This window comes from Verrucomicrobiaceae bacterium, from assembly GCA_016713035.1.
Classification (GTDB): domain Bacteria; phylum Verrucomicrobiota; class Verrucomicrobiia; order Verrucomicrobiales; family Verrucomicrobiaceae; genus Prosthecobacter.
Window position 1 is genome coordinate 224,405 of sequence record JADJPW010000002.1, and the last position, 23,601, is coordinate 248,005.

The window sequence follows — 23,601 nt, forward strand, 5'->3', positions numbered from 1 at the left end:
TTTGCTGAATAGTACAACCTCTCTGGCGGAAATCGAAGTGCGTAATGCGATCAATCTCAATGGAGGCACACGGATCATCCAGGTGGATGATAATACCAATACAGCCACGGATTTCGCGACCATCTCCGGCGTCATTTCCAACTCCACTGGCACAGGAAACCTCAACAAGAGTGGTAGTGGCATCCTCCAACTGCTGGGAGCCAATACCTACAATGGGACTACCGCAGTGACTGGGGGAGTGCTCGCCGTCACATCTCTGGGACATAGTAGTCTGAGTGGAGTGGCGACGAGTGTGGGCATTAGCACTGGAGCAAATACGAGCACCCAGGCGGTTACTATGGGTAACGCAGGCACCACGGGTGGCATCCTACAATACGTGGGCACGGGAGAGACGAGTGACCGCATGATCCGGCTAAACACCACGACAGGCACCGCACAAATCCATGCAGATGGCTCTGGCCCGCTGATGCTCACGAATGTGGTGAACGACATGATCGCTGGGGCGAAAATCTTAGCCCTGCGCGGCAGCAATACGGGGGGCAATACGATCTCATCGAATCTGGCCAATCACATTGGCGGCACTGCGCTGGCGGTCACTGTGGATGGTTCCGCGACATGGATACTCAGTGGGAACAATACCTTTACAGGAACGATGACAGTCGGCGGTGGTGCATTCGGCGTCGGTAGTGCTACTGCGACTGGGAATGGGAATTTGGTTCTATCTAATGCAAGCATGTTCGCTCACGGCGGAGACCGTACGGTGACGAACGCCACGGTGACGCAAAATACCAATACTGGGTTTGCCTTTATCGGAGAAAACAGCCTCGCATTCACTGGCACCTTCGCCCAGGCGCTGACGAGCACGAATAACAGTTCCTTCACGAACAACATCATTGCAGGAGAGACCCTCACTTTTGGCAATATGACCTTCAATAGCCTGTCGCAGGCCCGTGCTTTCACCATCAACGGCTCTGGCGACACGATCATCAGTGGCAGCATCACCACCAATAAGGCATTTGATGTCACGCTCACCTATTCTGGCACTGGGAGCCTCACTCTTGGCGGTACGGGCAGTGACTGGAGCGGTGGCACAGGAGGCAATCTGAGTGTCACGAGTGGTTCTCTGGTGCTTGGGGCTTCAGAAGTCATCCCCGATGGCGCTGGTAATGGTGGACTGATCATCAATCCCGCCGCTGCCACGACGGCGGCCTTCGATCTCAACGGCAATAGCGAAACGGTCAATGCTTTCACCTTTAATGGAGCGGGCATACATACCATCGACAATACATCGACCTCGGCTGCTACTTTGACGATGGGGGCGGCGAATGCGGCTGTCACCATCGGTGGCGGTGGGGGCAGCTACACCATCACCGATAGCGATGTAGGCGCACTGTCCCTGAGCAAAGTCGGCTCCGGTGTGGGCACCATCTCCACGGGGGTCACACTGACATATCAGGGGGCCACTTCGGCCAGCGGTGGTGGGAGCCTGACGATCAATTCGCCGCTCAATGGCACGACCAGCCTCTCAGCAACTGGGATGAGCAGTAGCCTCACTTTGGCAGGTGGCCTCAGCAATGCCAATGCCATCACGAGTGTGACGGCGGGAGATGGAGCGCTGCTTAGCTTTATCGACGGAGCAGGGAATAAGCTCACCAATCTATCAAGCCTCACCCTGGGTAGTCCGGCGAGCGTGAACAACACCTGGATTAGCTTCAATGTGGGCGACCTAGCTACTGCTGGAGATGCACTCAACACGGACTCACTCGTTCTCGTCTCGGGGGGCATCCTCGACTTTGGTGATAGCGCTTCACCCATCTTTCTGAACATCACAGATACGGGGCTCAATCCCAATACCTCCTACGTGCTCATGGATGCCACGGCTGTGGGCGGGGGGTTCCTCAATGGCACCACACGCACGCTTTCCTATTACGACCTGGGGGACACGCCGGGCGGCTTTACATCCATGTCCCTTTCTAATTCCACGACCAATCAGATCATCCTCACCACGGGCAGCCTCATCACTGGGGAGCTCTTTTGGCGTGGACTGACGGACACCACATGGAATGGCAGCCTAGATAACTGGTCCACGGACCGTGCAGGCACCATCGTCGCGAGCTCTACGCCTGGACAGGGCTCTGATGTGATCTTCCAATACGATTCGGCCAGCAATGCCGCTGTACTCACTGGCTTGGAGCAGAACTTTAAGGTCAATTCGGTCTCCTTTGAGCCACATAGCACCAATCCCGCGAATACACCCGTATCCGTCACCATCGGAGCGGGCTCCGTCGCCACCAATCGCCTCGAAGTCGCTCCCCAGAGCAACGTGGATGGCCTGGCCATCCCGACTGGAGGCCCCGCCTCCGTCACGATCAGTGCTCCATTCCGTGTCGGCACTTCGCAGACATGGACGGTGGCCGATGCAGCCACCACGCTCACTTTGTCCGGCGGCTTGCAGGGCAGTGCAGATGTGATCAAGGCGGGCTCCGGCAAAGTCAGCATTACCGCCGCTGCGGAGGCCACTTTCAATACGGGACTCACCTCAGACATCACCATCGGTGCGGGCACTCTGGAGCTGACGCATGCCGGAGCACTCGGAACGAGCCTCCTTAACAACACCGCCAACATCCTCCTCAATGGCGGGGCCTTTTACTACAACAATGCAGCCTCAGGGACGGTGAACAATCCCATCACGATGAATGGCGGCACACTCTCTGCTGGCGGGGCGGGGCAGACCTATAGTGGAGCGATCAATGTCAGCGCCCTTTCCAATATCAATCTGCGTGACGGCAACTCTGCCGTGACCTCTGCGACTGCTAGGAACATCACTCTTTCAGGAATCATCGGCGGCACTGCGGGCATCTCCCTGGATAGCAATGACACGACAGCAACTGGCAACCAAGTCGGTGGCAATTTGACCCTCAGTAATAACGCCAACACCTGGTCTGGCCAACTGGGATTGACCCGGGGCACGGCTATCATCACCTCCACGGCTGGATTTGGCGGGAATATCCAATTTAACCAATATGGGCGGGTGATTTTGCGCAACACAGACGGCAACTCACTCGATCGCTCTGGCGCCTTGAGCTATGCCGCTGGCGCAGTGGGTGAATTCCAGATAGATAACACGGGAGCACTGGCCTCAAACTACACGGTCAATCAAAACGGGGCCGTGAATCTCAATGCGGGCAGCATTGTCCGTCTATACCTCGCTGACGTCGCGAGTGAACTGAATCTGGCAGGCGGAGTCGTGCTCAATGGAAATGCGAGCCTTTCTGTGGCTGGTGGGGATGCAGACTCGCTGGTGACCATCTCTGACGTGGGTATTTCAGGAACAGGCAATCTTGCCATCAATGATGAATCTGGCACTTGGAATACGACAAGCTCGCGTCTGGCCATCAATGTCGCCAGCACCTTCACGGGCAATACTTCCCTCAATGAGGGGACTCTCATCCTCGGTCACAAGGATGCGCTCAGCACAGGTACACTAGCCATTACGGGTGCTAGCACCCTCCAGGCCAGCACAGATCTCTCCGGTGCCAATGCCATCCCAAATGCGCTCACGCTTTCTAACAATCTCACCGTCGCAGGCTCGAACAATCTGACGATCGGCGGCGCTACCACCCAGAGCACAGCAAGTCGCACCATTACCAATAATCTAACTGGCGGCAGCACCTTCCGCCTCGCATCGCTCCACCTCGCAGAGGCCATCACCGCCCGCACACTCACCATTACGGGGGCTGGAATCACCACCATCGGCACATTGGTCAATGATGGTGCCAACAATAACATCACCAATAACAGCACAGGCGGGGTCACCATCGACACACGCGTGAATCTCTCCGAAGTCGTTGGTACAGGGCGCTCTTTGACCTTTGGCGGCACTGGCACCACCAACGTCACAGGCACCATCGCGAACTGGAGTGGCGCGGGCGGCGCGGCTGGAAATATCACCAAGTCCAATGCGGGCACGCTCATACTATCCGCCGCCAATACCTACACGGGCACCACGGGCATAACCAACGGCACCGTTCGCTACGGCATCAATAATGCCATCCCCACTACGAGCGCTGTTACTGTCAATCCTGCCGCAGCAGGCGTCACCGCCACTCTCGACCTGAATGGTTACAGCGGCACCATCGCTTCCCTCGCTCTCGGCGGCTCTGGCCAGACCTCCACCAGTGCCGCCATCGTCCAGACAGGCGTAGGCACGCTGACACTCGGCGGTGGCGTCACGACCAGTGCTACGGGCAATCCAACGACCACACCACTCATCACCGGAAATCTTAGCCTCGGCACTGCAACACGCACTTTCACGGTCGCCAACAGCGCGGGCTCACTCGTCGATCTCGACGTCCAAGCCGTCATCTCTGGCACGGGCGGCCTGATCAAGGACGGTTCTGGCGTCCTCCAGCTCTCTGGAGAGAATACCTTCTCTGGAACCGTCACCCTCAGTCCTAGTAGCAGTCAATCACGTGGCGTCATCGCCGCCACGGCCGACAATGCTCTCGGCACGGGAGCCGTCAGCACCATTTTCGCCAGCGGCGCTGTAACGGGCCAGATCGCGCTCACTGGCGGCATCACGCTTGGGAATACCACCTGGACCACCAGCGGCCCCGGCAGCGAAGGCACGGTCAATGGCCTCATTCGCAACATCTCCGGCACCAATACCATCACCGGAGCCATGAATCTCACAGGAGGCGGTGGTGGCACCACGCTACGCTCTGACTCAGGCACGCTCGTTTGGAGCGGAAATGTCGGCTCCGTTTTCAATGGAGCACGCGACCTCACCCTTGTCGGTGCCGGTGATTTCCTTTTCAGTGGAACGCTGCGTGATAGCAATCAATCAAGCGCCTCTGACGTCCTCAACCTCGTCATCAATAACACCGGCACCACCACCTTCTCTGGCGCCAATACCTACACCGGCACGCTCAATGTCGCTGCGGGCTCCACCCTCGTCGCGGGCTCCACCCAGGCCTTTGGTGTGGATTCCATATCCACCCTTTTAGGCACCGTGCGGCTGAATGGCTTCAACAACTCCCTCGGTTCCATCGAGGGCGTTGGCATTATCGAGAATGGCGCTGCCACAGATGCTACCTTCACCCTCCAGGGTGTCCATAACACCAGCTTCTTCGGCACCATTCAGGACGGCGCTGGTGGCGGCAGCCTCAGCCTCGTCCGCGCGGGCACTGGCACCACCATCCTCGAGACAGAAAATACCTACACCGGCCTCACGACGGTGAATGGTGGCCTTTTGATCGTGCAACACAGCTCTGGCCTCGGTGCCACATCCGCAGGCACCATTGTCAATAGCGGCGGCACTCTCCGTCTCAACACCGTGGACATCGGTTCCGAGCCCGTCACCATCAATGGCACAGGTTTTGCCTCTGGTGGCGCTATCGACGTCATCAACACCAGCGTCATCAATACCACGCTCAACGTCGCTACGGATAGCACCATCCAGGTCCTCACCGTCCTAGACACGCTCATGCTCAATGGCGGCATCACTGGCAATGGCCAGATCACCAAAAAAGGCGCAGGCTTCCTCGTCATTCCCGTCGGGAGCCCTGGTTATGGCGGTGACATTTTAGTCGAGTCTGGCATTCTCCGCGCCTCCAATGTGAATGCCTTCGGCAACTCCTCAGGCATCACCACCGTCGCCTCTGGTGCCACCGTGCAGCTCGAAGGCGGAGTCAATATCGCGAACGAGTCCCTCGTCGTCTATGGCATCTCCAGCTCCAATCGCGGAGCCCTCGGCAGCTCCTCTGGCACCAATACATGGTCCTCCAACATCAGTTTCGCGGGCTTGTATTCAGGCATGTTTGCCTCTCCTGGCAGTGTGCTCATCGTCGGTGCCTCTGTCGCCAATTCCGTCAATAAAACCGACACGGCACTCACCTTGTATGGTGGTGGCAACATCATCATCAACAGTGTCATCAATGGCGATGGCGACGGAGATGAATTCAACGACGATCTCATCATCAGCGGCGCCACCGTGCAGCTCAATGCCCAGAACACCTACACTGGCCCCACCTACATCGAAAATGGCGGCACCCTGCGCAATGGCATCACCAATGCACTGCCCTCCAGCAGCACGGTGGGTAGCACTGGCAGCACCATTCTCACCCTTGGTAATGCCACCGATGGCACTGTCACCAACACCTACGACCTCAATGGATACAATCAGACCGTCGCCACTCTCGGCTCTGTCCAAAGCGGAACCAATACCAACATCATCACCAATGCAGGCTCCGCTGATAGCACCCTCAGTGTCTCCTCTGGCAGCTACGCAGGCACTATCCAGGATGGCGGCACTCATTCCGTAGCCCTCACCAAGCAGGGAGCCGCCAGTGACACCCTCACACTCTCCAATCCCACCGGAAACACCTACTCCGGTCCCACCAACGTCAGCACCGGCACCCTCAATGTCACCAACACCAGCGGATCAGCCACCGGCACGGGCGACATCACTGTCGCTGACGGAGCCACGCTAGCTGGCACGGGGCGCATCGCTCCCGCTTCTGGAAATAGCATTTACCTCAATGGCGATATCATCATCGGGGACTCCACCCTCGGCACCCCCATCGCCAGCAGTCTCACCCTCGCTACCAGCGGCGCCGGCAGCACCCTCCTCGGTGCTACCAGCTCCATCGGCTTTGATCTCTTCCAGCGTGGCGGTGATCTCTCCGGCACTGCCTCCGCTTCTGATTTCATCAATCTCGTCGGCATCCTCGATGCCACCGCAGGCGGCACCTTTGTCCTGCTCAATCCTACCGGCCTCAGCGGCTTCACCACGGGAGATGCATGGAAGCTCTTCTCACTCACCTCTGGCAGCATCACCGGCACCCCCATCATCGACGACTCCGCTCTCGGGCTCACGGGTGGCCTCTACGGTCAGTTTAATTCCGTCACGGGCATTTACAGCATCCTCGGTGGCGTCCCAGAGCCCTCCCGCACACTCCTATCCCTCTTCGGGCTCCTTGCCTGCTTCATGCGCCGCCGTCGCAGTGCTCGCTGAAGCCGCATCGCCAGTCTAGATGGTTGTTTGATGAGGGTAGTGCCTGTCAGAGCTTCATTGTGAAGCATTCCAGCATCACATCCCTTTGGTGATCACCACATCCTTGCCCACGAACAGGCCTAGCACGGCTCCACCGAGCACCCAGGTGATGAAGTGATCGAGCATATTCACCAGCGTCATAGCACCCGGGGTCTCAAACCAGATCCACATCGGCATATCACAGGCTAAACCCGCGAATAAGCCTGCTGCGGCAGTGAAAGCGATGCGCAGGCCGTACGGCAGCATCATCGGCGACAGCATTGCCGCCAGCAGCCCAGCGCAGATCAGACTGCGGAAAAAGGAAAGCAGCAGATTATTCGCCATACTGATTTCTCGTTTTCCGGGGCGGATGACCGCATAGACAAAGGGACCATCTGCGAGAGCCTTCTCATACGCTTCCATGGCCTTTTTGCGCACCTCACTATTTTGCTCACTCTCGAGCTTTTGCACATCACTGTGAGCATAGAGCTGCTTGAACTGCTTATCGTCATTTGGGCGAAAAGGCATCACATACACCCCAGCGCCGCTCGCCGTCTGGGTCGAAGAATTCTTCAGCGAAGAGGTGAAAATCTCCGCCATCTGCGATTCGTCTCGGAACTGGCGATAACTGCGCTCATGCCAGCCCAGTACCGACCAAGAAAGAGCCTCCCAGGCGAAAACCGTGAGCGCAGTGAGAAAAATGCCAGTGATGATTTTGATCATGACTCTGTGCTAAACCTGAAAAAGCCCTGCGGCAAGCCTCACCGCGAAAACAGCCCCAAAGCCCTAGATTTCAGCAAAATGGCGCTTGAAGCTGTCTCACGCCGCTCCGTCCTGTTGTGCGATCCATGTCTGCCTGCTTCTCCATTGTCCGCCTTGTGTCCATCTGGCTCGTCCTGGTGGTCGCAGTGCAGGCAGATTGGCTATCTGACATCGGATACACTCAGCTCGCAGCAGAACTAGGTGCCTCCATGCCCACTGGCGCGGGCATCCCGCTCCTGCAGTCCGAGGCAGACAACGGTGGCACCATCCCTGACTACCTCCCGCAGGCCGGTGGACCCGCCGCCTTCACTGGCACAGGGTCTTTCGCCGGAAAAACTTTCAATCCAGCCTCAGGGCAGGGGACCGACAATGGTCACGCCGCTGCTGTCGCCACCTACTTCTACGCCAACAACTTCGGCCTCGCCCGCGGAGCTACCGAAATCCACAACTACACCGCCAGTGACTTCGTCGATCGCATGTTCAGTGGCAATGAGCCAGAAAACCTGCCCGGCCGCGTGCACAATCACAGTTGGGCTGGCTCCATGGGCGTGGAGGCAGATGACATCGAGCTCCTCCGCCGCATCGACTTCCTCATCCAGCGTGACAGCCGCATCGTCAGCATCCCGCTGGCCAATACTCCTACCGTGATGCAGCCACTGCTCGGCAATAACTACCACGGCATCACCGTCGGCGTCCGCTCCGGTGCTCATAGCCAGACCGGCACCAATACCGATGGCAGCGGCCGCATGAAGCCCGATCTCGTCGCTGACGCCACCTACACCAGTCACGCCGCGCCCATCATCGGAGGTGCCGCCGCCATGCTCCTGCAAAAAGGCGATACCATGGCCGATCCAGACGCCATCAAGCCGCAAACCGTCAAAGCCATCCTCATTGCCGGAGCCTCCAAAGACCACTTGCCGCAGTGGCAACGCGACTCCAGCGCAGAGCCCTACGACGACGTCTTCGGCGCTGGTGAGGTCAATATCCGCAACGCCATGCACATCCTCTCCGCAGGCCAGCAGACCTACTCCACCACCACCGAGCGCGGTAGCACCGGCTGGGACTTTGCCACCACCACGAATCAGGCCGCAGGCAGGCGCTACTTCTTCAGCATCCCCGCAGGCAGTCAGGCGAATACTTTTTCCGCCGCACTCACCTGGCACCGCTCCGTCACGCAATTCCTCGGCATCTACAGCAGCAGCCTCACCGATCTCACGCTGGAGCTTTATGCCGCCACGGCATTCACCCCAGGTGCCCTCCTCAGTGCCTCCACCAGTGCCGTGGACAATGTGGAGCACCTCTTCCTCTACAATCTACCACCCGGTCAATACATGCTGAAGGTCACTGCCTCCGCAGGCAATCGAGACTACGCACTCGCCTGGCAGGCCGTAGCTGGCACCGGGCCCACGCTCTCCATCCGCCGCACGGCCTCACAGTGGTATCTCGACTCGGACTCCCTCGATCCCTACGCCACCTACGTCATCGAGAGTTCTCCAGACCTCACCGCAGGCTCCTGGACCGCACTCCACACCTTCCGCACGGCGGATACGACACCAGCACACAGCGCTGCATGGCTTCACAGCACACCCGCACCTGAGCGGCAGTTTTTCCGCCTGCGCTGGACTCCCGTGCGCTGATCACAGCGCCTCACGCAGCAGATCCACCAGCTCTGCATGCTCCAGCCTCACTGGATTCCCTCGCATGCTGCTAGCCGCAGCCGCTTTGATGGCGATCTCATCAAAATGCGCCACCGTCACTCCCCAGCGTGCCAATCCGGGAATCCGCAGCCGCTCGGTCATCCCGCGCAGCCACTCCACGGCATCCCCACCCAGCCACGCATCCACTTGAGCGAATTTTTCCCCATTCACCGCCCGGCTGGCATTCCGTGCCCACACTGGAGCGAGTAGTGCTGCGCACACCGCCCCATGTGGTGCGTGGAACATGCCCCCAATCGGAGCGGCAAAGCCATGCACCGCCCCCAGGCCCGCATTCGCCAGCGCCATGCCACTATACATTGCACAAAGAGCCATCTCACACCGCGCCTCCACATCCTCTCCATTTTCAAACACACGCGGAAGAGCTCGCATCGCACGCTGGATGCCATCCGCACACAGCGCATCCGTAAATGGCTGCGCACGCGAGCAAACATACGCCTCCAGGCACTGTGTCAGCGCATCCATGCCACTGGCCGCCGTGACATCTGGCGGCACCGACAGAGCGAGCTCTGGATCGATCAGCGCCAAACGCGGCAGCATCCACACATGGCGTAGGCTTGCCTTCACCCCATGCTCCTCACTCAGCAGCACCGCATTCCGAGTCACCTCCGCGCCCGTCCCCGCCGTCGTCGGCACTGCGATGAATGGTAGCGGAGCTGCTTCCAGCGGCTTACCCTCGCCCACGATCTCGATATAGCGGCTCAGACTCCCCGGTTGGGTGCACATCGCGGCGATCGCCTTTCCAGCATCGATCACGCTCCCGCCTCCCACCGCCATCACGACCTCGGCATTCATTTTGCGAGCCATAGCAGCACCGTCCTCGATCATGAGCATCGTCGGTTCTCCAGAAACCGGCCATCTCACCGCATCGGGTAGCACTGCATGCCGCTCTGGGCGGCTACCCGTCACCAGCAGCACACGCTCACCATGCTCCGACACCAAAGCCCCCAGCTCCCGGACAGTCCCAGGGCCAAAAACGACCTTCTGAGCAGTAGCAACTTCAAAACGCGGCATCGGCATCACGCCCTCCGGTTTACCCGCTCCATCAACCCGACGCAAACAACGAATCCTCACCAACACACCAACCTATTAGCCAGCTTCATTATTGTTGCAGGGCCCACGGTCGCTTGAGTCTTCTTGTGTCCGGGACAGCGGTCGGGCGGCTCTCAGGGCTGGCCGGGGAAGGGGTTTGCGCGGAGGCGTAGCTGGGCCTCGGTGTGGAGGGTGGGCTCTGACGGGTTGCCGGGGACGCTTGGCTTATGGATGGTCGCCGGTAAAAGCGTGGCGGCGAGGAGTAGGGCTAGGACAACGATCCAGCGTAGCGGGTACATCCTCCTGGGTGCGGCATCATCTGGGGTGCCGAGGAGGCGCTCGATGCGGCTGCGTAGGCCGCTTTTTTGAGCAAAGGGCACCGCGAGTCGGTGCGCAGAGTAGCTGCCGCTCGCGTGGGCGAGGAGCATTTCGCCATAGGCTTTGCGGTGGGTGCGGGTTTCTAGGGCGGCTAGGTCGCAGCAGACCTCGGACTCGGTTTCGTAGAGTCGGCATAGGGCGTGCAGGGCTGGATTCCACCAGAATAGAGCCTGCAGGAGGGCGGTGTAGAGCCGGTGTAGGCCGTCATGCTGGCGGATGTGCTGGATCTCGTGCCGTAGTGCGGCACGCAGCTCCCTTTCAGGCCAGTGGCGTGCTCCTAGCGGTAGTAGGACTCTGGGGCTCCACCAGCCTGTCATGCATGGGCCTTCGACTTGAGACGAATAATAGGCTCTGATGTGCTCTGGCAGCCACGGCAGTGAAAGCGGCTCGGTAAGGCGGATTCGGGCATTGCGCATCATTTCGTGTCCGAGTCGAAAAAGCTGCCAAATGGTGCCTGCGAGCCAGATTTCCGGCCAAATGGCTGCCAGTGGCCCGATGGTGCCCTCACTCGGGTAGGGCAGGGGAATGCCCTGTTTCTCCAATCCCGCCCACTGAGGCGCGGCGGGTAGCCAGGGGATGACCCAGAGTCCCCACAGACCCGTGAGGGCTACAGCTCGCCGGATGTGTGGATAGGAAGCCGGCACAGCAAAGGCCGCAGCCCAGATGAGGAGGCTCCAAAGCGCCGTCTGGATCACGAACGCAGTTTCAATGGCTTGCATGGCTTTGGCTTAAATGGGTGATGAGATGGACGACTTCAGATAGATGGCTTCAAGAGGAAGGATGTTCATCCAGCATGCGGCGGATGGCGGCGAGGCTCCTCAGGCGGCAGTTTGCGGTCTTTTGAGTCGAGGAGTGAGGCGACGAGTTTTCCGGGTGATCCGTCGAAAAGGTGCGCAGGATTTTTTCAGCGCGGTATCCCGTGCTCGCTCTGGGGCGATGGCGGGCCTCATAACATAGCGGCGGCCTTCACGGGTGTATTTGAGCAGTTTTTTCTCCGCGAGGATGCTCAGGAGGGCACGCACGGCAGAGTAGGATGGTGGCGGTGCGGGCATCTCGTCCTGGATTTCTTCTGCTGTAGCCTTTCCCAGGCGATAGACGATGTCCATCGCCTGATGTTCGCGTTTGGAGAGGTGATCGTGACGTGCCATATTGAATGCAGAAAATGCTGCATTTAGCGGGTCATGCAAGTCCCCTGTCGCCGCAAATTCAAGCGGTGACGAGAAATATCCGCGAGCAGTAAAAATGCACTATTTACAGCATTTGGTGTTGCCAATGTTGTTAAATGCAGATATTTCTGCACTTACTTATGAATCCGAAGCTCCTCATTCGTCTCGCCTTTTCCGCCGCCTCCATTCTTACCGCCGGGCTGTTGGCCTCCTGCGCAGGAGTGGTTCCCAGTAGTGCCCCCATGGCATCCAGGCAGGATGTCGCAGGAGGGAGTCACGCATACGCTGCAAAGGCACGCAGCTCATCCTACGCAGAGGCTATGCCCGCAGCGCCGCCGAGTCCGGCGGATCGCCCAGGTCTCGGGACAGAGGCTGGGCATGATCATTACTCCCATCTGGCAGAGGGCCGTCTGATCCGTAAATCCTCTGCGCCAGATGCGGTCGATTCCTTCCACTACAACGACGAAAAAGGTGCCAAGGCGATGGCCAATGTGCTGGGTGGTGGGCTGATGAAGCATAGCGGCCTCTTTGACGTGGCCGGCGGTAGGCTGGAGGCCGGGCTGGCACGCTATGGCCGCATCTATCCGCACTATGAGGCCAGCGGACGCCGTGTGGTCATCGGCGAGGCGGGTGAGGATTATCGCGTCCGCTTGCGCAATCGCAGCAAGAAGCGTGTGGAGGTCGTCCTCAGCGTGGATGGGCTCAATACACTCACTGGGAAGGCCGCTAGCCCGTCGCAGCACGGCTACATCCTCGAACCGGGTGAAAGCTACGACGTGGACGGCTTTCGCAAAAACGCCAGCACGGTCAGCACCTTCCGCTTTGGCCGTGTGGCGGATGCCCTCGCGTCAAAGAAAGGTGGCGCGGCCAATGTCGGCGTCATCGGCCTCGCGGTTTTTGAAGAAGATGAGTCCCGTGCGAAAATGGAGCTCCAGCGTGAGCAGTTCGTGCGTGACCACGCAAATGCCTTCCCCTCCGAGCGGCGCTAGGCCGCATCTCGCACACGCTGCCGTGAAGGCACATTCATCGCCCGAACTCGGTGGACATATCTCCCTCCCTCCATGATTTGTGATTATTGGCAACAGAATGAAGACAACAGAATATCTGCATTCTGTTGTCTTCATTCTGTTGCCAGTCCGCTACTTTGATTTCACAAAACATGATGACTTGGTGGATCAAAATCCGAGTTCCGTGGGTGTAACCGAGATATGGCCGTCGTCAGCACGGTGCTGATCAGCCCACTTTCGTCACCAGAGTGGCAAAGGACTCTGCCAGATGGCGCAGCCTCTCCGCTTGGAGCGCCGCAGACTGCTCCTGCTGGAGCGCATCTGCCTGGAGCGGTGTCAGCAGGTCCTTGAAGCGGGAAAAGCCGTGCCCCACCTCCTCTTTGAGCTGCGTCGCCAGCATCTCGCGGAGCGTCGCGGAGGATTCCTCCAGCTTATCCAGGATCGCATTCCGCGCAGCGGCCAGGCGCATCTGCGTCACGATAAAGAGCATCCCCAGCAGCATCAGGCCAGCTAGCAGCAGAATCAGCGCCTTTTGCCAGTCTCCTAGCAGGCCCGCGAGTAGGACCACGAGGATCACCACGGGTGCCAGACGCGGCAGCCATCGCGCTGTCTCCCGTGCCCGCAGCAGACCAGGCTCGATGTCCTCGTCCAGCCGCAGCCCTAGTACAAAGCGCCGCAGGGCCGAGTCGATCCGCGTTGTGAAACGCCGGCGCAGCTCGCTCTCACCATCTGGAGCCATCTCGGTGGTGCTAGGTGTCGGAGAGATCGCCTCCTTGGGCAGGACATCGCCAGCCTGGATCATCATGTAGCGCTCATACTGCCGCGTATCCTCATCCAGGATCAGACTCGTCTGCCGCCAGCGGTCCCCCGTGCGCTGATACAGTTCCTGCAGCAGGCGGCGGTCTAGGCTTTGCTGCCGCTCCTCCTCTGCCTCTGGCGGCAGCGGCCGGGCAAAGGCACGCCGTGTCGCCAGTAGATCCTGGCTCAGGCCCGCCACACGCAGCACGCTCTCATGGTAGTCACGCTCCGTCGCATCCAGTGCGGGCAGGAGCTTCTTCAGCGTACGATCCACCTGCATCTCACGCTCATCCAGCAGCTCCCCCAGCAGCACCGACCGGCGCTGGGCGAGGTGCAGCCGTGCAGCAGCCCCGTGGCGCAGGCCTTCTAAAATCTGCCGCCCCAGGTGCAGTGTCCCTGCCAGCTTCCGCTGCCGCGCAGGCTGCGCACGCACCAGCGCAGAGAGATGCGTCTCTAGCTTGATGAAGCCACTCTGCTCCAGCAGCTCATCCTTATTCAGCGCCTCGCCACTGCGGGCCAGGCAGGCTTTTTTCCCTGACACCGGGAAAATCGGGAATTCGCGGCCAAACCGGCCCCGGCACAGCTCCCCCATGTAATCCGTGATCACCGCCAGCTCCTCCGCACTCCGCAGATCTGCCTGTTGCAGCACGAAAACCACATTCCGCATCCAGTCCCGGTGTACTTTCTCCAGGAACTGCCACGCACTCGCCCCCCACGGATTCATCGCCGAAAACACGAAAATCACCAGATCCGCCACCGGCACAAAGCGCTCCGTGATCTGCTGGTGCTCATCCGCGATCGAGTTCGTCCCTGGAGTGTCCACGATGTGGAAATCTCGCAAAAACTCCGCCGGAGCCCGCACCTCATCCAGCGTGGGGCTCAGCGGCACCACTGCATGCTCCGGGCCATGGCGGAAAAACAGGATCTTATCCGTCGTCGGCATCACCCCTGTCCGGGAGAAGTCCTGGCCAAAGAGCGCATTCAGAAAGGTCGATTTCCCCACATTCACCTCCCCCACCACCACAAAGACAAAGGGCTCCTTCAGGCTCGTGATCAGGTTTTCCACGATCGCCACCTCCTCCGCACCGCCACCCGCCTCCCGCACCGCAGCCCCCAGCGCCACCAGCTCCGTGCCGATGCTGCCTCTCAGTTCGAAATACTCTTCGCCGATCATGTGTGGGTTGTGGGGGAAATTTGGATAAACAATACGCTGAACACGCAATCAACAACAGACCCCCGCTTCATACAATCACACAAAACAAGCAGTTCATCGCCACCGCAGGGCTCAGAACTAGCCGCGACCAACCCGAGTTCCTCAGGTGAATCCTGACGCGGGCGCAAAAAATCATCGAGGCTCGGCAAGCCCATCTGCGTAATCTGAGAAATCTGTGGATAAAAATTCAAGTTATTCGGGAGAATCAGAGGATTTTTGCAACTGGCTCTCACATGGCGCTCATTCAGAATTCATTGATCAGCGGTCCAAATCTGGCCGAGGCGCAAAAGGACCTCACAAATTGGATGCCGCGAGGCATGGGAATATCCCTGCCTGCCGGTTTGCCCGCCCACGGAGAGCCCCACAGACCCTGGGCAAACGGACACAATTTAGACAATTGAAAAATTGCCGAACACTTTTCCCCCGCCAGCATCCAAAGAAGCCTGTTCCGCACTTCATATAGAAAAATATCGACTTTTTGCCCGAAATCCTGTAACAAGTTCCCGAATTCAGGGATATATTGTCTGAAACCGCACTCTTTCCTAGTCATGAAACTTCAACTCCCACTCTCCATCCTCAGCGCCGCCCTCCTCGCCGCCCCGAGCGTTTTCGGCCAGGCGACAACTAAACCGGTTGGATTTCAGACGGTGACTTTGAAAGCCAATGCTTTCAATCTTGTAGGGGTTAATTTCCTAAAACCCGCATTAGTAGTAGGCGTTTTGGATTCACTCTCGGCTACCTCAATTACCGATGCCGATGTCAATCTTTCCACCGCTTTGACGGGCCAGACCAACTTGGTCGTGGAAATCACAAGTGGCAGTGGTGCTGGGCTTTGGGCGAACGTGACATCAGTTGCTACCAATCAGCTTACTGTGGACAGCGATCTTACCGCCACTGTTTCTGGTGGCGCTTCCTATCAGGTATTTAGCTTGCCAACGTTAGCAGACATATTTGGTGCCTCTAACTCATCAGGAATCAAAGCAGGAAATGCAGCTAGCGCCGACATCATTTGGTTATCAACTGGGAATGGAAGTGGAACCTTTGACAAGTATTATTATGCAACAGCCACCTTTCCATTCACGGCTGGTTGGAAAAATGTCAATACAGGTAACACTAATGCTGCCAATACTCCAGTTTATCACCACGAAGCAATGTTGATACAGCGCCGCGAAGTGACTGATCTGGCCTTAACATTTTCGGGTGCAGTGAAGACTAGTCCCACAACGATACCGATTTTTACGGGCTATAACTATGTGGAGAGATCGTTTCCTGCCTTGGCTACGTTAGGCAACTGCGGACTATCTGCTTTCCTAACGCATGGTAATGCAGCGAGCGCAGATATTGTTTGGCTTCCAAATAGTTCCGGTGCATATGACAAGTACTTTTATGCAACGGCTACTTTCCCCTTTACTGCTGGTTGGAAAAATGTAAACACTGGTAACACTGATGCTAGCAGCACGGCACTAACTACGGGGTTCATTATTCAACGCCGAGGTGGCAACACAAATCTTAAACTCACGCCTGACGCTGCCTACAGCTCTCTCTAAATGTTTCTAACATTTCTAAATTTACATATGAAATCGAGACTTGTAGCTCTAATCCTAGCAACTGGCATTACTGCCTCTGTGCATGCAGCAACAATTACAGTTACCAACGTTGGTAGCGATGCACCTCACACCAATGGCATTTCGGATAGCACTGGTACTTTACTCAATAATACCTTTGTAGCGTTAGGATACTTCACAGGTCTAACTGACGCGGACTTAATGGCCATGAGTCCAAGCACGTTTTCGGCAATTATTGGTAGCACGGCTTTCGCGCAGCTTGGTTCTCAGATTACTTGGGTCGCACCTGGTGCGTATCAAGGTGTGGCTGGAGCAGCTACGCCTGCGCTTAGTCCCTTTGTTGGCAAAAGTGCGTATACTTTAATTGGCAATGCTGCCACCTTAAGTGCTTCAACTGAACTTCTAATTGCAAAGCATAGTTTTACAATACCGGAAGATCCAAATACTTCCGCGGATGCAATTTTAGACCTGTCGGGAGGAGGGGGGAATGGAACGATTCTTTGGGGAAACACTGGATCCTTCTCCTTTGACTTTGGATCTGGGGCGCAACCTTCATACAGTACTCTCTCCGCTGCGTCAGCAGCTCCAGAGCCTTCACGGATTATTTTCGCCGCTTCGGGTCTGTTTGGCTGCCTGCTTCGTCGCCGTCGCAATTAGCCGATGGGGCAACTGCCGAGTAAGCCTCAGGATTTTATTGTTGGGCTTTGGCAACGCCTTGCTAACCGCTTATCTTTGGGTCTTTGCGCTATCCCAATGTGTGCTTCGAGGTCAGCTCGTCTAGCCTGGAAAATATCAGGTGCCTAGCCGAGATCGTCTTGTGAAAGTGTGGTTAACTCTATTTCGGCTATGACTGAGCCAAGGAGATGAACAAGGAAAAGAGACGTCTGCGCACTTGGGCGGTCTTGCCACGGCAAGGGAGTGAGCACGTGCCAGTGTGGTGGAGTGTCTTGGCCATCGTCACACTGGCGTTTCTGACACTCTGGGTGTTCAGCGAGACGGAGGTGGGGCGGCACCGCCAGCTCATGCAGCGTTATCTTCAGCGCCTGGACATCAATCAGGCCACGCAGCAGCAGATCGTGGCGCTGCCTGGAATCGGCCCCGTTTTGGCAAAAGCGATCCTGAAAAAACGTCCGTTTCATCGCGTGGAAGACCTCGCGGAAGTGAAGGGAATCGGTTCCCATTTGCTGGAGCGCCTTGAGCCCCTCATCCGCGCAGAGGCGCTGCCCACGCGCTTCCGCTTCGGCAAGCCAGTCTTCCCACCTTCAGAACGATGAAGTAGAGCTCTACGAATGTAATAGGGGAGTGGACCTGGACGCTTTCAAAAAGTTAGTGAGCACCTATTGGAATGACGGTGGATGATCATTCAAGCCAGTTGCAAAACCCTCTGAATCTCTGTGCTTCTCCGTGTGCTCTGTGGTAAATCCCCCCAGGCCTACCACAGAGGGCACCGAGAAACACAGAGAAGCCCATCAGATTATGTTTCGCTTCATCATGATTTGTGAATTCATGAGAAGAAGATGGGGAATCTAAACTGCTTATATGACGCTCATTTAACGCTGATTTTTGGTTTGGGATTAGCGTCGGGTCAGCGTCGAATTAGCGGTTAAAAAATCACAAAACCTCACGACGCGAAGTATCCCAATGGAGATCGCCCCTGGCCTACCACAGAGGGCACCGAGAAACACAGAGGTTTCGGAATTGGCTCACTCGATGGTTGATTTTCGGGGACCAAACCGGCTGCTGCGGAGGACAAAACACCTCAACAATCAGCAATCGTTTGTTCTTCAACCCTCAATCAATCCGCGCCGCGCTGGCTTTTCCGCCCACGGCAAATCCTGTGATCGATTGAATGGGCTCCAGGTTCAGTCCGCCCTTTCATTTGTAAGCTCTGGGTCAGCGGCACTTAAATCCTTGTTTCTTGCGTATGCCCTGAATCATGCCAAGAAGCATGTAAAGATAGCGTTTAACACGGCCCACGAATGAAACTACTCCATCTCGCCCAAGTCCTGCTTTTTTCTGCGACGCTTCTGCCCACCGGCATCCTGCAGGCACAGGACGAGGAGCCCGTGAAACTACCTGTCGGGGAACCTGTCGTAGCCGCGCAGGCCCCCAATGAATGGGCGGGCATCGTCAATATCGAGGTCTCCTTCCTCTTCCCAGATTACCGCGAGCCCTGGAACGCAGGCCAGCCCTCCTCCGGCACGGGGACGGGCTTCCTCATCGGCAAAAACCGTTTCCTCACCAATGCCCATGTCGTCAGCAATGGCACCCGCATCATCATCCGCACGAGCGATGATCCGAAGCCTCACCCGGCCCGCATCGTCCACATCGCCCATGATTGCGACCTCGCCCTCATCGAGGCGGAAGACGGCACGCCCTTTGAAAAGCTCCAGCCCATGACCTTCGGCGGTATCCCGCGCCTGAATACAGAAGTCATCGCCGTCGGCTACCCCATCGGTGGAGACCGTATGTCCGTCACTCGTGGCGTCGTCTCCCGCATCGACTTCCGCCCATACAGCCACACCGGGGTGGACTCCCACCTTTCGATCCAGGTGGATGCCGCCATCAATCCGGGGAACTCGGGCGGCCCGGTGGTGCAAAATGGAAAGGTCGTCGGCGTCGCCTTCCAGGGCCTCACAGGCCGCACCGCACAAAATGTCGGCTACATGATCCCGGTGCCCGTCATCCGCCGCTTCCTCAAAGACATCGAAGACGGCCACTACGATCACTACGTGGACCTCGCCGTCAGCGATTTCGCCATCCAAAATGCTGCCCAGCGCCACGCCCTGGGGCTGGCAGATGACGGGATCGGCGTGATGATCGGTGACTCTGAGCCGCAGGGCAGTCTGGGCGAGATCCTCCGCCCAGGGGACGTCCTGCTCGCCATCGACGGCAATCCCGTCCTCAACAACGGTCTCGTCCGTATCGAAGGCGACCTCGTGAACATGAACGAGATCGCCGAGCGCAAATACGCAGGCGACACCATCGAGATCAGCTACATGCGTGAAGGCAAAAAACAAAGCGCCAGCACCAAGCTCAAGCGCTTCGACCCCTACGTGAAGCTGGGCTCCCAGTACAATCAGCGCCCGCGCTACGTCGTCTATGCCGGCCTCGTCTTTCAGCCGCTCGATCGCAATCTCGTCGATGCACACCAGATCCGCGACTCCTCCGTGAACTACATCTTTGAGCGCTACCTCACGGACAAGCTCTACGTCCAGCGCCCAGACCCCGTCGTCCTCACCAGCATCCTCCCCGATGAAGTAAATACCTGGATCGCCCCCTACGCACCCGGCATCGTCGAAGAGATCAACGGCATGCCCATCAAAACCCTCGCCGATGTGCAGACCGCACTCTCCAAGAAAGACAAGCCCTTCATCGAGATCCGACTGCATGAGAAAAGCCGTCCGCTCATCCTGAAGCGAGTCTTCGCTGAGAGTGCCCATCCACGCATCATGCAGACCTACAACATCCAGGAAGACCACTTCCTAGGCAAAGAATAGTCCACGCATCCATCTGTCTGCCCACTTTTCAAAAAACTGATTCACGCCCATGCAGCGCATCCTCACCCTCGGCATCCTTTTGGCCGCTCTCACCCATTCCGCTGCACAGACGCCGGAGTCCGGCAGCAAAAAGGCACCCGCAGCAGCCCCCGCCCCCGTCGTGGCTGCACGGCCCGCCGCACCATCTCAGCCACGCTCACTGCTGAAGGTCAATGTCACCTCCCAGCCCTACGACCTCCACTTGCCCTGGCAAAAGCAGTCTCCCGTGAACAGCCGTGGCCTCGGCGTCGTGCTACAGGGGAACCGCGTCCTCGTCACAGCCCAGCTCGTCGCTGATGCCACCTACATCGAGCTCGAGCTCCCCGAGAGCGGCCAAAAAGCCCCTGCGAAAGTCCTCGCCGTCGATTACGAGGCCAATCTCGCCCTCATTGAGGCCGTCATGGATGAAGCCAAGGCAAAAACCTTCTTCGCCACGCTGCGCCCCATGGCCATCGATGCCACCGCACGCATCGGTGACACCCTAGCCGTCTGGCAAACGGGCCGCGTAGGCGACCTCATCGAGACACCCCTGCGCATCAGCAAAGTGCTCGTCCGCCGCTACAATGTCGAAGGCTCCAGCTTCCTCGTTTACGAGGCCACCGGCATCATCCGCAGCGAGGCCAATAGCTTCACCCTCCCTCTCATCAAAGACGGCAAGCTCGCAGGCCTACTCCTCACCTACGACTCGAAAAACCAGGTCACCACCATCCTCCCTGGGCCCATCATCCAGCACTTCCTCAAAGACTACGCCGATGGTGAATACCAGGGCTTTCCTGGACTCGGCATGGAACTGCAGTTCACCCTCGATGAGCAGTTGCGTGAGTTCATCGGCCTCGCTCCAGAGTCACCAGGCGTCCTCATCACCGGCGTCGTCAAAGGTGGCTCTGCCGAGCGTGCCGGGCTCAAAAAAGACGACATCCTCCTCGCCATCAATGGCCAAAACATCGACGCACGCGGCGACTACCGTGACCCCGTCTATGGCCCACTCAGTGCCAGTCACCTCGTGCGTGGCCGTGGCTACATCGGGGATCAGTTCGAGCTCCAGGTCATCCGTGCAGGCAAGCCCCTCACCCTCAGCGGCAAGCTGGCCCGCAAAGCAGCAGACGACTACCTCGTGCCCCCGTACCGCTTTGACAAAGGCCCACGCTACGTCCTGATGGGCGGCTTGCTCTTTCAGGAGCTCTCACGCCCCTATCTCGACGCCTTCGGTGGCCAGGAGGAAAATCCCTCCCTCCTCCGTCTCGACCACATCGCCCGTCATCCAGACGAATTGGAGGGGGCAGGCCGCAAAAAGCTGGTCTTCCTCTCCCTCGTCCTCCCCACGCCCAGCGTGCAGGGCTATGACCAACTCGGCGGCATCGTCGTCAATAAAGTGAACGGCAAAGTCATCGCCGATCTCAACGACCTCTCTGCCGCCTTCAAAGCCATCCAAGGCCCCACCCACATCATCGAGCTCGATGATTACCCCCACTTCCTCCATCTCGATGCCCAAGCCGTCGAGCGTGATAACCAGAGCCTCCGTGGTGGCATGTACCGCATCCCCAGCCTCCAGCGGCTGGAGTAGGACTTGGGCTGAAAGGCTTTCCCAACAGATTCAGGGAGGCCAGCAGATTGGCTTCAGAAGGAATCCGCTGGCCTCCTTGAATCTGTTGGAAATCAAAGATCACGATGCTGCATGGTCTATGCCGATCACCAATGACGCAGACCCCATTCACCCGCTCCACTGCCCGTACTACCTGCGGTTTGGCTTCAGGTCGTTTTCGATCTCGCGGCGGTCTTCGCGATTTCGGGCTTTGATCTTGTGATCACGCTTAAAGACGCGTTCCACCGTCATTTGGCGCATTTTGCGTTTGCGGCGTAGATCGGCGATTTCTTCATCCAGCATCAAAAATCGATTGAGTCCCCGCTACCACAAAAACCGCTCCTCATACGCCACCATGCCGCGTTTCAGCATAGCCACGTATTCGTCCTGGAATGTCTTCATGCGGTGATGCTCCTCCTGGTTGAAAACATACGCCCGCACCGCCTCCAGATCCGGTGCCGCGAAAGTGAAGGCACCGTAGCCCTCCTGCCACGCGAAGCCCGCCAGCCGCAGTTCCTCGTGAATCCAGCGTGAGGACTCGCTCTTCACCTACCGCATCACATCCGCCAGACAATGTGTCGCCCGTAGGCCAGCAGCGATGTGGAGGTGATCGCCTGTGCCGCCCACGGCATGCGCCACGCCGTCCATGCTTCGGATGATGCCGCCGATGGATGCGTGAACGCGTTGCCGATGCGTCGGTGAGAGCCAGGGTTCCCGGTTTTTCGTGCTGAACACGAGATGGTAATGCAACGAGAGATGCGTCGAGGCCATGCGGGAGGATTTCAGATGGATGTAAGATGGCAATCGCGAATTCGGTGCCCGTGCCGGAGGCACGCCAGAAATGAGCCGGTGGTGAAACCACCGGACAACGCCCACGAAACACGAAACGCGCCCTGGAAGGGCGCGAGAAGGGCACGCGCGGGTCTGGCAGGCAACAAGCATGCCTAGAGTAGTACTTCACTTTACTTCGTAGAGCCAGCGGACTTCACCAGAACGTTTTTGTTGAAATGCATGTTCTGGGGCCGGCTTTTTTTTGGGTTCCACGGTCATGCCTTTCCAGCCGCCACCGTGAAGTTGGAAATAGGGGGAGCTACTTGTGCTGGCTGGGGTAGCAGGGCGGGCGGCCTTTGGCAATGTGTGGGCCTCTGCCACTAGGGTATTGGTCCCGCGTGGCTCGCTGGCTTTGAGGTCCCAGGTGGCATTGGCAGGTGGTAGAGTCAGGGTTTGTCCAGCAGCCAGGGTGGTGGCCCGGTCGCCGGGGGCGCGGCCAGATCTCCGTGCGCTGACCTTGGGCGTCTAGGCTGTAGAGCTTCACCCGGCAGCGCTGGTCACTCTTGAGCGTGATGCTCACTTTTTCGCCTGCTCGGTAGCGGGGCTTGTCGGTGCGTAGGTCGAGCTGGATGTCTCCGCTGCGCATCTGCGTGCCCGGCAGGGCAGATTGGAGCTGCGAGCCATCGCGGTGAGCACAGGAGGACAGGGTGAGGAGACTTAGGAGGAGGAGAAGAGGTGTTTTCATGGGGGGCAGTACGTTGTTCACGCTTGAAGGGTTGGTTTGGGTACGTTGTTCACGCTTTAGCGTGTTTAGGGATTGGTTGAGGAGGTGTGGTGAGGTGGAGCCGGCAGCATGGCTGCTCCAGGGTGAATCGCTGGCAGCGGAAATCTGATTGCACGCTCTGTATACGTTGTTCACGCTTCAGCGTGCGGTTTGAAATACGTTGTTCACGCTTTAGCGTGCGGTTTGGAAATACGTTGTTCACGCTTTAGCGTGTTCAGGGCACTCTCCAGACACGCTAAAGCGTGAACAACGTACG

15 protein-coding genes and 1 pseudogene are annotated in these 23,601 nt (G+C 58.1%); 8 read left to right on the top strand and 8 right to left on the bottom strand.

What is annotated here, in order from left to right:
* The first annotated feature begins 1 nt into the window (after position 1).
* Positions 2–7,015, top strand: a complete 7,014-nt coding sequence (locus tag IPK32_07920; protein MBK8091898.1) for an autotransporter-associated beta strand repeat-containing protein — start codon at positions 2–4, stop codon at positions 7,013–7,015.
* Between the two features lie 75 nt (positions 7,016–7,090).
* Here the strand turns inward: IPK32_07920 and IPK32_07925 are convergent, their stop codons facing one another.
* Positions 7,091–7,756: a hypothetical protein gene (locus tag IPK32_07925; GenBank protein MBK8091899.1), complete on the bottom strand. Its 666-nt coding sequence runs from the start codon at positions 7,754–7,756 to the stop codon at positions 7,091–7,093.
* Positions 7,757–7,881: 125 nt separating this feature from the next.
* Here IPK32_07925 and IPK32_07930 point away from each other — a divergent pair, with 125 nt between their 5' ends.
* Entirely contained in the window at positions 7,882–9,432 is a 1,551-nt protein-coding gene (locus IPK32_07930; GenBank protein ID MBK8091900.1) for a hypothetical protein, read from the top strand.
* On the opposite strand, the gene IPK32_07935 is transcribed toward IPK32_07930, so the two are convergent.
* From IPK32_07935 to IPK32_07945, 3 genes are all read right to left on the bottom strand, one after another.
* A complete protein-coding gene (locus IPK32_07935; GenBank protein ID MBK8091901.1) occupies positions 9,433–10,530 on the bottom strand; it encodes an iron-containing alcohol dehydrogenase in 1,098 nt (365 codons plus the stop codon).
* Positions 10,531–10,676: 146 nt separating this feature from the next.
* Entirely contained in the window at positions 10,677–11,639 is a 963-nt protein-coding gene (locus IPK32_07940) for a M56 family metallopeptidase (GenBank protein ID MBK8091902.1), read from the bottom strand.
* 99 nt (positions 11,640–11,738) lie between these two features.
* Complete coding sequence (locus IPK32_07945; GenBank protein MBK8091903.1) at positions 11,739–12,068, bottom strand: BlaI/MecI/CopY family transcriptional regulator; 330 nt, start codon at positions 12,066–12,068, stop codon at positions 11,739–11,741.
* A 158-nt stretch (positions 12,069–12,226) separates the two neighbouring features.
* Here IPK32_07945 and IPK32_07950 point away from each other — a divergent pair, with 158 nt between their 5' ends.
* Complete coding sequence (locus IPK32_07950) at positions 12,227–13,075, top strand: hypothetical protein (GenBank protein MBK8091904.1); 849 nt, start codon at positions 12,227–12,229, stop codon at positions 13,073–13,075.
* Between the two features lie 244 nt (positions 13,076–13,319).
* Here the strand turns inward: IPK32_07950 and IPK32_07955 are convergent, their stop codons facing one another.
* Positions 13,320–15,065 carry a dynamin family protein gene (locus tag IPK32_07955; GenBank protein ID MBK8091905.1) on the bottom strand — a complete coding sequence of 582 codons (1,746 nt, stop codon included), beginning with the start codon at positions 15,063–15,065 and terminating at the stop codon, positions 13,320–13,322.
* A 587-nt stretch (positions 15,066–15,652) separates the two neighbouring features.
* On the opposite strand from IPK32_07955, the gene IPK32_07960 reads away from it, so the two are divergent.
* The 5 genes from IPK32_07960 (at position 15,653) to IPK32_07980 (ending at position 21,772) form a co-directional block, all read left to right on the top strand.
* Complete coding sequence (locus IPK32_07960; GenBank protein MBK8091906.1) at positions 15,653–16,651, top strand: TIGR02597 family protein; 999 nt, start codon at positions 15,653–15,655, stop codon at positions 16,649–16,651.
* 27 nt (positions 16,652–16,678) lie between these two features.
* Complete coding sequence (locus IPK32_07965; GenBank protein ID MBK8091907.1) at positions 16,679–17,326, top strand: hypothetical protein; 648 nt, start codon at positions 16,679–16,681, stop codon at positions 17,324–17,326.
* A gap of 365 nt (positions 17,327–17,691) precedes the next feature.
* Positions 17,692–17,943 (top strand): helix-hairpin-helix domain-containing protein, encoded by a 252-nt coding sequence (locus IPK32_07970; protein MBK8091908.1) that lies wholly within the window; start codon positions 17,692–17,694, stop codon positions 17,941–17,943.
* Positions 17,944–18,648: 705 nt separating this feature from the next.
* Complete coding sequence (locus IPK32_07975; GenBank protein MBK8091909.1) at positions 18,649–20,169, top strand: trypsin-like peptidase domain-containing protein; 1,521 nt, start codon at positions 18,649–18,651, stop codon at positions 20,167–20,169.
* 49 nt (positions 20,170–20,218) lie between these two features.
* The gene (locus IPK32_07980) at positions 20,219–21,772 is read left to right on the top strand and encodes a PDZ domain-containing protein (GenBank protein ID MBK8091910.1); all 1,554 of its coding nucleotides are present in this window, start codon (positions 20,219–20,221) and stop codon (positions 21,770–21,772) included.
* Positions 21,773–21,940: 168 nt separating this feature from the next.
* Here the strand turns inward: IPK32_07980 and IPK32_07985 are convergent, their stop codons facing one another.
* The 3 genes and pseudogenes from IPK32_07985 to IPK32_07995 all read right to left on the bottom strand — a co-directional run bounded on the left by IPK32_07985 (position 21,941) and on the right by IPK32_07995 (position 23,306).
* A complete protein-coding gene (locus IPK32_07985; protein ID MBK8091911.1) occupies positions 21,941–22,093 on the bottom strand; it encodes a hypothetical protein in 153 nt (50 codons plus the stop codon).
* 21 nt (positions 22,094–22,114) lie between these two features.
* A pseudogene (gene tnpA, locus IPK32_07990) lies at positions 22,115–22,561 on the bottom strand (IS200/IS605 family transposase).
* Between the two features lie 319 nt (positions 22,562–22,880).
* Entirely contained in the window at positions 22,881–23,306 is a 426-nt protein-coding gene (locus tag IPK32_07995; GenBank protein MBK8091912.1) for a hypothetical protein, read from the bottom strand.
* Between the last annotated feature and the right edge of the window lie 295 nt (positions 23,307–23,601).

Bases quoted from the DNA above. Each gene is read 5' to 3' on its own strand.
- IPK32_07925 (MBK8091899.1), bottom strand. From the start codon at position 7,756: ATGATCAAAATCATCACTGGCATTTTTCTCACTGCGCTCACGGTTTTC.
- IPK32_07930 (MBK8091900.1), top strand. From the start codon at position 7,882: ATGTCTGCCTGCTTCTCCATTGTCCGCCTTGTGTCCATCTGGCTCGTC.
- IPK32_07935 (MBK8091901.1), bottom strand. From the start codon at position 10,530: ATGCCGATGCCGCGTTTTGAAGTTGCTACTGCTCAGAAGGTCGTTTTT.
- IPK32_07940 (MBK8091902.1), bottom strand. From the start codon at position 11,639: ATGCAAGCCATTGAAACTGCGTTCGTGATCCAGACGGCGCTTTGGAGC.
- IPK32_07945 (MBK8091903.1), bottom strand. From the start codon at position 12,068: ATGGCACGTCACGATCACCTCTCCAAACGCGAACATCAGGCGATGGAC.
- IPK32_07950 (MBK8091904.1), top strand. From the start codon at position 12,227: ATGAATCCGAAGCTCCTCATTCGTCTCGCCTTTTCCGCCGCCTCCATT.
- IPK32_07955 (MBK8091905.1), bottom strand. From the start codon at position 15,065: ATGATCGGCGAAGAGTATTTCGAACTGAGAGGCAGCATCGGCACGGAG.
- IPK32_07960 (MBK8091906.1), top strand. From the start codon at position 15,653: ATGAAACTTCAACTCCCACTCTCCATCCTCAGCGCCGCCCTCCTCGCC.
- IPK32_07965 (MBK8091907.1), top strand. From the start codon at position 16,679: ATGAAATCGAGACTTGTAGCTCTAATCCTAGCAACTGGCATTACTGCC.
- IPK32_07970 (MBK8091908.1), top strand. From the start codon at position 17,692: ATGCAGCGTTATCTTCAGCGCCTGGACATCAATCAGGCCACGCAGCAG.
- IPK32_07975 (MBK8091909.1), top strand. From the start codon at position 18,649: ATGAAACTACTCCATCTCGCCCAAGTCCTGCTTTTTTCTGCGACGCTT.
- IPK32_07980 (MBK8091910.1), top strand. From the start codon at position 20,219: ATGCAGCGCATCCTCACCCTCGGCATCCTTTTGGCCGCTCTCACCCAT.
- IPK32_07985 (MBK8091911.1), bottom strand. From the start codon at position 22,093: ATGCTGGATGAAGAAATCGCCGATCTACGCCGCAAACGCAAAATGCGC.
- IPK32_07995 (MBK8091912.1), bottom strand. From the start codon at position 23,306: ATGAAAACACCTCTTCTCCTCCTCCTAAGTCTCCTCACCCTGTCCTCC.